Annotated in this window: 12 protein-coding genes and 1 pseudogene; 7 read left to right on the top strand and 6 right to left on the bottom strand. The window is 59.4% G+C overall.

The window, feature by feature from the left end:
* Positions 1-62: 62 nt before the first annotated feature.
* Genes CPH89_RS19645 through CPH89_RS19635 form a run of 3 tightly spaced genes read left to right on the top strand, consistent with a single transcriptional unit; the run spans position 63 to position 3,469 of the window.
* Positions 63-989 (top strand): ABC transporter ATP-binding protein, encoded by a 927-nt coding sequence (locus CPH89_RS19645; protein ID WP_053255357.1) that lies wholly within the window; start codon positions 63-65, stop codon positions 987-989.
* The gene (locus tag CPH89_RS19640; RefSeq protein ID WP_053255134.1) at positions 986-1,711 is read left to right on the top strand and encodes an ABC-2 transporter permease; all 726 of its coding nucleotides are present in this window, start codon (positions 986-988) and stop codon (positions 1,709-1,711) included. The genes CPH89_RS19645 and CPH89_RS19640 overlap by 4 nt, the downstream gene beginning before the upstream one ends.
* A 15-nt stretch (positions 1,712-1,726) precedes the next feature.
* A complete protein-coding gene (locus tag CPH89_RS19635) occupies positions 1,727-3,469 on the top strand; it encodes a Gldg family protein (protein ID WP_053255133.1) in 1,743 nt (580 codons plus the stop codon).
* Positions 3,470-3,473: 4 nt separating this feature from the next.
* Here CPH89_RS19635 and CPH89_RS19630 read toward each other — a convergent pair whose 3' ends face one another.
* The 3 genes from CPH89_RS19630 to CPH89_RS19620 all read right to left on the bottom strand — a co-directional run bounded on the left by CPH89_RS19630 (position 3,474) and on the right by CPH89_RS19620 (position 6,000).
* The gene (locus CPH89_RS19630; protein ID WP_053255132.1) at positions 3,474-3,782 is read right to left on the bottom strand and encodes a hypothetical protein; all 309 of its coding nucleotides are present in this window, start codon (positions 3,780-3,782) and stop codon (positions 3,474-3,476) included.
* A 259-nt stretch (positions 3,783-4,041) separates the two neighbouring features.
* Positions 4,042-4,476, bottom strand: coding sequence for a DoxX family protein (locus CPH89_RS19625; protein ID WP_053255131.1), 435 nt, complete (start codon positions 4,474-4,476; stop codon positions 4,042-4,044).
* Positions 4,477-4,578: 102 nt separating this feature from the next.
* The gene (locus CPH89_RS19620) at positions 4,579-6,000 is read right to left on the bottom strand and encodes an MltF family protein (RefSeq protein WP_053255130.1); all 1,422 of its coding nucleotides are present in this window, start codon (positions 5,998-6,000) and stop codon (positions 4,579-4,581) included.
* A 236-nt stretch (positions 6,001-6,236) separates the two neighbouring features.
* Between CPH89_RS19620 and CPH89_RS19615 the strand changes: the two genes are divergently transcribed.
* The 3 genes and pseudogenes from CPH89_RS19615 to CPH89_RS19605 form a co-directional block, all read left to right on the top strand.
* The gene (locus tag CPH89_RS19615; RefSeq protein WP_053255129.1) at positions 6,237-7,043 is read left to right on the top strand and encodes a TatD family hydrolase; all 807 of its coding nucleotides are present in this window, start codon (positions 6,237-6,239) and stop codon (positions 7,041-7,043) included.
* A gap of 96 nt (positions 7,044-7,139) precedes the next feature.
* A complete protein-coding gene (locus CPH89_RS19610) occupies positions 7,140-8,621 on the top strand; it encodes a methyl-accepting chemotaxis protein (RefSeq protein WP_053255128.1) in 1,482 nt (493 codons plus the stop codon).
* Between the two features lie 108 nt (positions 8,622-8,729).
* A pseudogene (locus tag CPH89_RS19605) lies at positions 8,730-8,978 on the top strand (terminase); the annotation flags it as partial.
* Between the two features lie 6 nt (positions 8,979-8,984).
* On the opposite strand, the gene CPH89_RS19600 reads toward CPH89_RS19605, so the two are convergent.
* The 3 genes from CPH89_RS19600 to CPH89_RS19590 all read right to left on the bottom strand — a co-directional run bounded on the left by CPH89_RS19600 (position 8,985) and on the right by CPH89_RS19590 (position 10,957).
* On the bottom strand, positions 8,985-9,782 hold the full coding sequence (locus tag CPH89_RS19600; RefSeq protein WP_053255127.1) for an acyl-CoA thioesterase: 798 nt from the start codon (positions 9,780-9,782) through the stop codon (positions 8,985-8,987).
* A gap of 90 nt (positions 9,783-9,872) precedes the next feature.
* A complete protein-coding gene (locus tag CPH89_RS19595; protein WP_053255126.1) occupies positions 9,873-10,634 on the bottom strand; it encodes a CHAD domain-containing protein in 762 nt (253 codons plus the stop codon).
* 44 nt (positions 10,635-10,678) lie between these two features.
* A complete protein-coding gene (locus CPH89_RS19590; protein ID WP_010176194.1) occupies positions 10,679-10,957 on the bottom strand; it encodes a hypothetical protein in 279 nt (92 codons plus the stop codon).
* A gap of 217 nt (positions 10,958-11,174) precedes the next feature.
* On the opposite strand from CPH89_RS19590, the gene CPH89_RS19585 reads away from it, so the two are divergent.
* Positions 11,175-12,212 carry a patatin-like phospholipase family protein gene (locus tag CPH89_RS19585; protein WP_053255125.1) on the top strand — a complete coding sequence of 346 codons (1,038 nt, stop codon included), beginning with the start codon at positions 11,175-11,177 and terminating at the stop codon, positions 12,210-12,212.
* Positions 12,213-12,340 lie beyond the last annotated feature (128 nt).

The following is a 12,340-nucleotide window of genomic DNA, read 5'->3' as shown; positions in this document are numbered from 1 at the left end:
GCGTTCAACCGTTTATGACGGGTACCTATTCATACGCCTCGCAAAACTTATTCGGTAAACAAATGCTCGAGATAAGCAGCCTGACAAAGCACCTGGGCAAAAGAAAAGTTATCACCCACCTCTCGTTTTGCGCCGAACGCCAGGAATGCATAGGCCTGTTTGGGGAGCATGGCGCAGGCAAAACTACGCTGTTGAATCTGATAGCAGGCGTAACTAAACCCTCCGCCGGGCATATCACCGTCCAAGGGTTCGACACCCAATCTCATCCACTTCAGGCCCAAAAAGCCCTGGGCTATCAACTCCAGAGCGGCCTCAGCCATTCGACCATGTCCGTCAAAGGCATGCTCAATTTCATCGCTGACGTGCGAGGTTTCAGCGGCGCTGAAAAACGCAGCCGGGTCGATCGTGTCGCCATGCGCCTGGAATTATCCCGGCTGCTCAACGCGCCACTCGATACGCTTTCCATTGGCTTGAAGCGCAAAGTAGCCATCGCCCAAGCAATCCTGCATACACCGGGCCTGCTTTTGCTGGATGAACCGAACGAGGGGCTGGCACCGGATCAACTGCTCAAGTTCAAGACACTGATCCAGTCCCTGGCCGAAGAAATGACGGTCATCATCGCCTCCCGTCATTGCGATGACCTTTCCACTCTGTGCGCGCGCGCGCTGGTTATCGCAGACGGTCAGTTGGTGGCTGATACCCCGCTGCCCGATTTGCAGCGCAACTCCCGACATCACCAAGCCGTCACGCTCGCCGCGCAAACCCCTCTGGATTTGCTGGCCCTTGCCGTATTACCCGGCGTCGCCGGCATAGAAGAGGACCGGCATGCGCCGGGCACCGTGACTGTTCTGGCCATGCCGGGGCACAGCATCTACCCCCATATAAACGCACTGATCGCCAGCCGCAGTTGGAACATCACGTCACTGAGTCTGGAACCAGGGCGCCTGAATGACGTTGTCCACCGTCTTAGCCACGAGGTATCCCTTTGAAGCTGCTGCCCGTTATTTTCAAGCGTCAACTTGCCAGTTACGCCTGCACGCCAAGCACCTACCTGAGTGTCGCCGCCTTTCTGGTGCTGGGTGCAGCGCTCGGGTTGTATACGACACCGTGGATGGAACGGGACAGTGGCGACTTGCACGTATTTTTCCAGTTGCATCCCTGGCTTTATCTGCTGTTGATTCCCACGTTATCGACACACCTGTGGGCGGATGAACACTGCGCAGGCTTGCGCGACATGATGAAAACACTGCCCGTGACTTCAGCAGAACGCGTGATGGGAAAATTTCTGGCCGCGTGGGTCGTGTGTGGTATCGCGTTGATGCTCACGTTTCCGGTGGTGATCCTCGCCAACTGTCTCGGCAATGCCGATAACCTTGTTATCGGTTCACAATTTCTGACCAGTTGGTTGCTGGCTGGCAGCTACCTGTCTGTCGGTTGTTTTATTTGTACACTCGCGCGCCACCGCCTGGTTATTTTCCTGGTGACATTGGGTTTATTGCTGACAGCCAGCGGACTTTCTTCTGTCTTGGATGCACTCGAACATCAGGCGCCTATCTGGGTAATCGACAGTTTGATCGCACTTGATCCAATCGCGCGTTTCGAGACTATCGACAATGGCAAACTGACCCTTCACGACAGTTTGTACTTCATCAGCATGATCCTTGCCTTTCTATCGGCAAGCACGGTCACACTCAACTACAAAACCAGTTGAGAAGGGAAGCAACCTATGCGATCCGCTCTTAGTACGGGCATGACACTGTTGGTCATACTGCTACTGTTCCTGGCCTTTAATCTGTCCTGGGTCAACAACCTGCCTGAGGTACGCTGGGACTTTTCACAACAAAAAAAACACACGTTATCGCCCGCAGCGCGAAACTTACTCGCGACACTCGAACACCCGTTGGACTTGTATTACTTCAATTCGAGCCATGATCCAAAAAGAAGCCACGCACTAAAACGCTACGGTGAACGGGTGGAAGACTTGCTCAATGAGTTCGAGAAAGCATCAAAGGGCATGATTAACCTGCATGTTATTGATCCGGCACCTTATTCAGAAGATGCCTACAAAGCCGGACTGTTCGGCCTTGACGACAAGCAGGGTTTTCTGGGCCTCATCGGCACTCGCGCAGGCCAGAACCCACAACGAATCGATGTATTCAGCCGCGATGACGAGCCACTGCTTGAATATGAAATCAGCCACCTGATCTACAAACTGATGCACCCCGACCCGCCCACCATTGCTGTGCTAACGGGGCTGGCGCTGAATGAGTCTGCCGGGCGTGCGATGGCGCAGATGCATCAACATTTCAACCTGGTGAGCCTGGCATCAAACACCTCCAAGGTGCCTGAATCGATCGGCACGCTGATGGTCGTGCATCCGCGCGCATTGCCCGAACACGCGCTGTATGCGATTGAGCAGTTCGTATTGAGGGGCGGCAAACTGATGATCTTCATTGATCCCGTGAGCGCGTCGGATGCGAACACGCCAGCGGTGGATTCCCGGCTCGACGGGCTGCTTGCCGCGTGGGGCATACAGATGCCGACCGACAAACTACTGGTCGACCACGTCTATGCCCTATCGTCTTCACTCAGCCCTGACGCGCCGGCATTACGTCACGCGGCCAGGTTGAACCTGCCACGACAAGCGATGACAGCCAGCGATGTGAGCACCTGGAAACTGAGCACTGTTGTGGTATCCAGCAGCGGCGCCCTGTCGCGCGTGAGGAAAGGCCGTACGACGCTGACGCCGCTGCTGCAAAGCTCCAGGCAGTCCGCGTTGATGGACACGGACCGGGTCGCAGCGGCGCCTGCATCCGACTCACTCATTGACGGGACGACGCCCGGCCAACGCCAGGTGATAGCAGCCCGCATCGAGGGCCCGGCCTATTCCGCATTTCCAGAGGGTCTCGGCGGACAGTCTCCCGGTTTGCAAAAGGCCGCAAACATCCAAGTGGTGGTGGTCGCCGACACGGATTTGCTGATGGATTCGGTGATCAATTCGGCGCCTAACACCAACGTACTGTTTGTCTTGAATACCCTGGACAACCTGGCTGCCCCGAACATTCTCGCGAACATTCAACCCCGTGTGATGGCGGGCGATGCCCCGACGGCACTGGAACAGATGCGCGAGGCCGCCGCACAGGCCTATACGCAAAAAGCCGGGGAACTGCAAAAACGGCTTGAGCAAACCGAACAGGAGTGGCAACGGTTAAACCCGCCGAGCATAGAATTCGGCACTCAAGCGGTGGACACCAATACCCAGTTGCAAGCGCTCAATAAGGAACGCCTGCGGCTGCCCATGGAGTTGCAAGCACTCAAGGTCGAGGCTTACGCATCGGTGCATCGCATGGAACGAAACCTGAAACTGCTGATGATTTGTGCGGTGCCGCTGCCGTTATGCCTGATTGCCTGGGCAGTTTTTGTCTACCACCGACGGCGGCGATCAGTCGTTGCTACAGCCTGCCACTGACGCCTTAACGACGCGCAATCAAGCCTTGGCGGGCAATGCGCGTCAGTTGACGAATCACCTCATCGGCATCGCCGGCACTCGGCGCCTGGATAACGGCAAGATCAAAGCTGTTGCTGGCAAAACGGCCCAGGGAATCGCCCTCTTCCACAAACTGGATCAGGAAGGCCGAAGGCCGCCCGCTACGACGCGGCCAACCGTCCAGGTAACGCAGCAATGTCGGCTGGTGCTTGCCGCCCAGCAGGATTCTCGGATTACGTTGAGTCAGGCCCGCAGTGATCGGGGCCAGGCGTATGAGGGGGCGTAGTGCATTCATCGTGTCGTGTCTCTGCCTCAAAAGTCTGCGGGCAGGTGAGAGGCAACACCGAACCAGCGCTTTAGCGGTATTTCGAATACTGACGCTGAATAAGCGCAGGCTTCTGTCGGGCTGCAATGAGTCCCAGTGGCGCCCCGCAATTAGCTGTTTAAATCGGCGCATGAGCAGCATCCTAGAGAAGCCGATGGGGCGGTGTCAAGAATCCCGAGCAACGAAAAAACCCGCGCATGGCGGGCTTTTTCAAGGTGCTGCGTGAGTATCAGTTGGCAATGGCGCGGTCGACTGACAGTTTACCAGCGCCTTCCAGCAAGACCGCCAGCGCGCCGCCGAGCAAGGCCAATGCAAACTCATAACCGTTGTTGGCCATGAACAGCCCGTTGTGGATGTGCACCGAAAAAATCGCTACCAGCGACAGGAAGGTCAGGCCCAACGCGGCTGGGCGCACCAGCAAACCAATGATCAATGCCAGCCCGGCGAAGAACTCCGTACCGCCTGACAGCACCGCCATCAAGGTACCCGGTGTCAGGCCGAGGCTTTCCATGTACTGCGCAGTACCCGCCAGGCCGTAGCCACCAAACCAGCCAAAAAGTTTTTGCGAGCCGTGTGCCGCGAAAATGATACCGACGAAAATTCGCAGAATGGTCAGGCCGTAACCGGCACGGGTGGACAGGACGCGGTTGATCAGTGGGCTCATCGAGATAATCCTTTTCAAAGTAGGGTGGGTTGGCCGCTATATTAATCGGATTAAGCAATGATAAAATCCGAAAAAATGCCTAATACTTATCTATAAAACCGATTATTTTCGCGAGGCGATCTTCGGCGCCGACGGCTCCAGGGACCCGCGCTCCCGATCAAACGCCAAGTAGTACTTGTTCACGCTATTAACATAGCTGACGCCACCCATTCCCACCTGCTCCATGGCAATACGTTCGACCTGGAAGAACCACTGATTGGGGTTCAACCCTCGGCGGCGCGCCTCCGCACGCATACCTTGCACACGCTCTGGCCCCATGTTGTAAGCCGCCAGCACAAAGGCCATGCGTTCACGCTCGTTGAGTTTTGGGCTGGCAAAGAATTTGCGGCGAATCATCGCCAGGTAACGCGCGCCAGCCTGCACGTTGCTGTCGAGGCTCTCGATATTGTTGACGCCCACGCGCTGCGCCGCCGACGGCGTGATCTGCATCAGGCCGGTAGGTCCGCCACTGTTGCGCGCGCCAGGGTCAAAGGCCGACTCCTTGAACGCCAGTGCCGCCAGGTTCAACCAGTCCATACCCTGCTCACGGGCGTGTTTTTGCAGGACCGGGCGCAGCTTTTCCAAACGCTGGCGATCGGCGCGCGCCAGGGGGTTACGCACTTGATAGAGGCGTCGGTAGATCCGCTGAAACGCCACGTCCTGGTCGGAAGGCGTGCGATAAGACTTGAGGAACCGATCAATGCTGGCACGCAGCATCGAGGCATCCTGGCGCACGAACCAGTACTCATCGCCCGGCTCGCTGATTGCCACCTGCCGATCAAAGCGCAACTTGGGCAGGATTTTCGACCAACGCTCGGCAATCGGTTTCTCGACAATGGTGAGGTGGAAGATCCCGGCCTGGACCATCTCCAAAACATCCTCCACGGCCAATGTCGGGTCGACCCATTCCACCTTGACCGGCGGCTGCTTGTGCAGGGCCAGTTTCTGGTTGACCTGGTTGATCGCGTCCGCCGCCGCACTGCCGGTGGTCAGCGCCAGGGTGCGCCCGGACAGTTGCTCCAGCTTGGTAAACCGCCGCTCGCCCTTCACGCCCACCAGCCACAACGGCACACCCGTGGCAATCGGGTCGCTGCTGCTGATTTTGTGCACGGCCTTCACATCGAGCAATTCACCCGGCGCGACCAGGTCACCTTCGCCACGGGCCAGCGCGCCGAGCAGTTGGTCCTTGGCCTTGGGAATAATCTTCAGGTTGATTTCTTCACCGTCACGGGCGTGACCGTTCAGGTATTGCTCAAAGGCCCGCAGGCGATGGTATTCGACACCGATGGCCTGGCCCTGGACTTCACCGGAACTGTTGCGGCTCTGGTTGACCAACACACGCAGGGTGCGGCTGGAGCGAATTTGCGCCAGATCACGTACCTTGCCAGGCTTGGTCACTTCCAGCGGGCCGTCCAGACGTGCGACCGCCGCCATGGGCAGCAGTAACGTCAGGCACAACACAAGCAACGCCGAGGGTCGGATCATCCGCTCTCCGGAAAGAATACTGGCCAGCGCCGTCGCGAAAGGCGAAGGGCTGGAGGTCAGAAACAGAGCGCTTTATGCGCTGGCAAGGCACGCAACGGCGGCAAGGTAGAGGGCGAGTGACCCACCACAATGTCGCTTACGACGTTCAAAGACAGCTATAACTCGTTGTAGTTCTTAGTTTTTCTTATAAATCTACAGCTCTGATATGCTTTCCGGCCGCAGGCGGAGATAGCACCATGCAACTCATTGATATCGGCGTCAACCTGACCAACCCCAGTTTCGACGAGAGGCACCAGGCCGTTCTCGACCGCGCCTATGCCGCCGGGGTGGAACAATTGGTGCTCACCGGCACCAGTGTGGATGGCAGCGAACAGGCCCTGGAGCTGTGCGTAAAACTTGATGAAAGCGGCCAACGCCTGTTCAGCACCGCCGGCATCCACCCGCACTCGGCCAGTGACTGGAACGGCGACAGTGCTCAGCGCCTGCGCGGTCTGCTCAGCGAAAGCCGGGTACGTGCAGTGGGTGAATGCGGGCTGGATTTCAACCGGGATTTCTCGCCGCGCCCTCAGCAGGAAAAAGTCCTCGAAGAACACTTGGCGCTGGCCGTCGAGCTGAAGTTGCCGGTGTTTCTTCACGAGCGTGACGCCAACCAGCGCCTGCTGGAAATTCTCAAGGGTTACCGCGACCACCTGACGGCTGCCGTGGTGCATTGCTTTACCGGCGAACAACACGCGTTGTTCAGCTACCTCGACCTCGATTTGCACATCGGCATCACCGGCTGGATCTGCGACGAGCGCCGTGGGACTCACCTGCATCCGCTGGTCAGGGAAATTCCCCGCGGCCGTCTGATGCTGGAAAGCGATGCGCCCTACCTTCTGCCGCGCACACTGCGCCCCAAGCCAAAAAATGGCCGCAACGAACCCGCCTACTTGCCCGAAGTGCTGCGTGAAGTCGCCCTGCACCGCAACGAAACCATCGAAGACCTGGCCGAACACAGCAGCGCATGCTCGCGCGCATTTTTTGGCTTGCCCCACATCGCCTGATGCGGCGCATTGACCCATGTCAAAACCGATTTCCTGAGTAGCGGCACAATAATGGCACCTTGCCAATACTGTTTCCGCTATCAGAGAAAACCTTCCATGGGTGCCTGGCTTAGCAATATCTCGCTGAAATACAAATTCTGGGCGGTCAACGCGGTCGCTTTCATCACCACCTTGCTGCTGGTGCTGTACGCCGTGCAGCTCGAACAACAGGCACGCAGCGACGCGTCCCAAGCCTCGGCCCAGGCGCAGGCCCGATTGCTCGGCACCTGGCCGGCCGACAAGGCGCTGCCTGAAGGCGAGCATTGGTTGACGTTTGCCCGTGGCCAAACCCCGCAGTTGGCCGATCAGGACCTGTCAGCCCTGAGCACAGCCAGTGGCTGGGTCGCACTGAATCATCTGCCCTTGTTCGGGAACAACCCGCTGATCGGCGCTGACGTCATTGCGCGCGCCGATGGGCGACAGGTCGCCGTGCTGGCCTACGGGCAGAGCCTGAGCCAGGTATTCACCGAACGCTTCGCCAACTACGCCGTGGCGGTGCTGATCCTGATGCTGGCGATGCTTGGCGCCTCGCAGTTGCTGATCCGCTTCCTGCTCAGCCAACTCAATACCCTCAAGGACGTGATGCTGCACGTCGAGAAGACCGGCGATTTGTCGGCCCGCGTGCCGCTGGCCTGCAAAGACGAAGTCGGCCAAATGGCCAGTGCGTTCAACGCCATGCAAGCCGGCTACCAGCGAGTGGTCAACACCGTGGCGCGCACTGCGCGGCAGCTCGATGAAGGCGCCGCGCGCCTGGCCAGCAGCATGAACGAGGTGCAACACGGCATGCTCGGCCAGCAAAGCGAAACCGACCAGGCCGCCACCGCCATCAACGAAATGACCGCCACCGTCCACCATATCGCCCAACACGCCGGCGCCACCCGCGACCTGTCACAGACCGCCGATACCCTGGCGGGCAGCGGCCGGGAAGTGGTCGACCGGGTCCAGCGCTCGATTGCCGGGTTGTCCACCGGCGTGCAACAGACCGCCGAAATGATCCAGCAACTCGCCGAAGACAGCCAGAAAATCAACGGTGTCGTCAGTGTGATCCATAGCATCGCCGAACAGACCAACCTGCTCGCCCTCAACGCCGCCATCGAAGCCGCCCGGGCCGGGGAAATGGGCCGTGGTTTTGCCGTGGTCGCCGACGAAGTGCGCAACCTGGCCAAACGCGTGCAAACCTCCACAGACGAAATCACCCGCATGGTGTCAGCCCTGCAATCGGGCACCCGCGACGCCGTGGACTTCATGCAGGAAAGCTCACTCAAGGCCGACGACTGTGTGCAACAGGCCCAGGAAGCCGGCGCGGCGCTCGCCGAAATCACCGGTGCCGTGGCGCAGATGCGCGAAAGTAACACGCAGATTGCCGTCGCCGCCGAACAGCAGAGCCATGTTGCCGAAGAGATGAACCGCGCAGTGGTGAGCATTCGTGATGTGACCGAGAACACCGTGCAGCAGACCGTGGGCTCGGCCACCACCAGCAATGAACTGGCGACGCTGGCCGGGGAGTTGAGCAAGGCGATCGGGCAGTTGAAGTTGTAGCCAGACAAGGCTGGCTATGGCCCCCATAGCGAGGCTTGATTCGCCGCCCCACCCGCCTGCGACCTACACTTTGTCCATGTTGTTTCAACGGACAGAGGATTAATCATCATGGGCAAACGTCATCCTAACTTCCCCGCGTGGCAATGGCGCAATCAGCCACACAGCCTTCAGCACCCGACCAACCTGGGGCTGCAGTTGATTGCCGTACCGCTGCTGATCATCGGTTTTCTGTCGATGGCATCCGGTGTATTCAGCCTCAGCCTGGCCAGTTTTGCCGTCGGCGCCATCGGTGTGTTGGCAGGCGTTGCGCTGCAACGCCACGGGCGCACGCTGGAAGCTCAGGGTAGCCAGCGGTTCTGAGGCTCAGGCGAAGACCACCACGGTCTGGCGGCTGATGGCGATCAACTCGCCGGTCGGGCTCCAGAGTGCGGCGGCGGCATGGCCATAGCCGTCGCGGGCATGCTCGATGTTGACGCAGTACTGGCACCAGTCGAGGGTGCTCAGCTCATGTAGCGGCTGGATAAATTCGATGGTCCAGGTCAGCGTGCTGCCGGGCGCCGGCGCGGACAGGTGTGGCAGCAAGGCCGGTGGCCAGGCATCGACCAGGGCGAGGATGTGCGACTCGGTGAGGGGCTCTTCCTTCACGTCCCCGCGCAAACGCACCCAGCCGCCCATGACGCGCGATTTATTACCGGTAAACGGCAGTCCGCCGACACTCCAGCGCATTGCCAGGTGCCGCATGAATTCGGGGGTGACACCCTTGATGTAAGGCAACTCCTGGCACTCATCCCAATGTTTGAACACCGGTGGGGCCTCGCTTGCCACATCAATCTGCGACTCGCGTGCCGCGCCAAAGCTGGCCTGCACCAGGGTTGCAACCTCGCCATTTTGCACCACACGGCCGAGCAGTTGACTCACAGCCTTGCCTTCGCGCAGGACCTCAACCTGATAACTGGCAGGCATCTGCGGGGCGACCGGACCGACGAAGGTCACAGCCAGTGAGCGTAAGGGCCGGTCTGCCGGTACTTGAGCGCGCAGCGCTTCGTATTGCAAGGCGGCGACCAGGCCACCAAAGGTCGCGCGACCCTGGGCCCATTCGGCGGGAATAGTGACGTCCAGCGGGGTACTACGGGCAGCGTCGAGCAAATCACTAAAACGCATGGCGACCTCACCTCAAGAAAACCGATCAAGGGATCTTAACCATCAGGTCAGCCACGTACAGCGCGCATTCCGGCCAAAAACCGGACCGCGTTAAAAACAATCGGCGCCAAGCTTGTCCAGCACCCGATCCGCCTGCCCTTCAGCCTCGGCCATGGTGCGATGCCAGATTGCAACACACGGCTGCAAGTCGGGTTGATGTTCGGCCTGGGCCAACCACTGCCAGCAATCGTGCCAATCACCCAGGGCGCCCTGCGCTTGCTTGAGGCGCGACATCGCTTTGGCCGGGAGTTTGTCCAGCGCGGGGTAGGCCTCGGCCGCGTAGCGTACGCGCTTGATCAGCAAGCGCAGGCGATGACGGTCATGGTTTGGGTCTTTCAGGGCTTTATCGAGGGCGTGCCATTGCTTGCCCAGCCGCTTTTCGATGCTCGAGCGCAGGCCTTTGAGCAGCTTCTGGTGCTGGGAGACGCGGATAAAACGTGGGAAGGCATCAAGGATCAGCAGCAGGTGCGCCAGTTCCGGGCTTTGCGCGACGTGGCGGTAGGCATCGGGTTGCAGGCGCAGGCGTCGGTCGGCAGCGTCGTGATGACCGTGCTGGTGAAGATACGCCGCCAGGACCTCTCGGTCGCGCAGCGGCGTGGTCATTTGGCCGACCGTGCCGGCGGCCAATTCAAGCTGTTCGACACCCGGCAGGCCACGTAAAGGCCGCAGCAAACTGCGCAGGCGCCGCACGGTGGTGCGCAGGTCGTGCAAGGCTTCATCGTCGGTGACGGCGGCGAGGCGAGCCTGGCAGCTCAGTAACCCTACCTCCAGGCCAATGACCTGAGCGACTAACTGATCAACCAAAGCTGACATCCCTTCCTCCCTAAACCATTAAGACCCTGCTTGCCGCTTACCGATTAACGCCCGGCGCGCGACTCACGGATATAGAACCGCGCTTTCTCGGCCTTGTTGGAGCACCCTTCAAACGCTTCGAATTGCTGTTGGGTCTTGGCGCCCGTCAACAACGACAACGCCTTAGAGTAGCTGACAGTCCCGGCAAACCCTTCGGCCTTGGCCAAATCCAACTCATGCCACGCCGCGTCCAATTGCGTGCCACAACTGTCGCGGTACGCGGTTTTCCCGGCACAACCGGCCAGGGCCAACACGATCACAGGCACACACATCCAGGCTTTCATCAATGACACCTCAAATTTAAGAAAAACAGTCGTACGGTGTAGACGTTGGCGACAAGGAAAAGTGCCTTGTACGGGAGCCTGAAACCGAAAGTCACAATAGCCAGAGCATACCCGAGCGCCACGACTATTCCGGAAAATTATTGCGTGTGTCGACGAGGATTGAAGCACTGACCTTGATGGGTGCATTGTGGGCACCTGTTTTGCGAAGGATCAGGTCATGAAGAAACGTGTTGCCTTGGTGCTGGGCTCCGGCGGAGCCCGGGGTTACGCCCATATTGGCGTGATCGAGGAAATCGAACGGCGCGGCTATGACATCGCCTGTATCGCCGGTTGCTCGATGGGCGCAGTGGTAGGCGGGATCTATGCCGCCGGCAAGCTCGATGAATACCGAAACTGGATCGAAAGCCTCGACTACCTGGACGTGCTGCGCCTGGTGGACGTGAGTTTTCGCCTGGGGGCGATCCGCGGCGAGAAAGTCTTCGGGCAAATCCGCAAGATTGTCGGCGAGATCAATATCGAAGAGCTGCGCATTCCCTACACCGCCGTTGCCACTGACCTGACCAACCAACAGGAAATCTGGTTCCAGGAAGGCTGCCTGCACCAGGCCATGCGCGCTTCGGCGGCGATTCCCAGCCTGTTCACACCGGTCATGCAGGGCAACCGCATGCTGGTCGACGGTGGCCTGCTCAACCCGCTGCCGATTGTGCCGGTGGTGTCCAGCCATTGCGACTTGATCATCGCGGTCAACCTCAACGCCACCAACCAAAAACACTACCAACTGCCGGTGATCCAGCGCCCGCCGGCGTTCAAGAGCCGCTTCAACAGCTTGGCCAAATCATTGGGCTCACACCTGCCGTTTCGCCGCAAACAAGCCGAGCAGTTAATGAAGCTGGAGCAGGAGGCATTGCAGGCCCAGACCGCAGAAATCAACCCCTGGCTGGAGTCGGCCGAGCCCGAATCGCAACAACCCGCCGCCGCGCCGGAAAAAGCCGGGGCACCCAAATCGGCGACCGGCTCGTTCATCATCGACAACGTTGGCCCGGCGTCGCTGCTGGACCTGATCAACCAGAGCTTCGAGGTGATGCAAACATCACTGGCGCAGTACAAGATCGCCGGTTACCCGCCGGATGTGCTGATCAACGTGCCGAAGCGCGTGTGCCGGTTTTTCGAGTTCTACAAGGCGCCGGAGTTGATCGCCTTGGGCCGGGAAATCGCCAGGGATACGCTGGACAAGTATGAGAGTGAGCAGGGTTGACTGGCGGCGTGACTGATGGCGTCATCGCGAGCAAGCCCGCTCCCCCATTTGTCCGCATTCCAAAGGTGGAACTCGATCGAATGTGGGAGCGGGCTGGCTCGCGAAGGGGCCAGTTCAGGCGCCGCTCA

The sequence above is a fragment of the Pseudomonas fluorescens genome (genome assembly GCF_900215245.1).
GTDB classification, from domain to species: Bacteria; Pseudomonadota; Gammaproteobacteria; order Pseudomonadales; family Pseudomonadaceae; genus Aquipseudomonas; species Aquipseudomonas fluorescens.
This window is presented reverse-complemented; position numbering and strand designations above follow the sequence as displayed.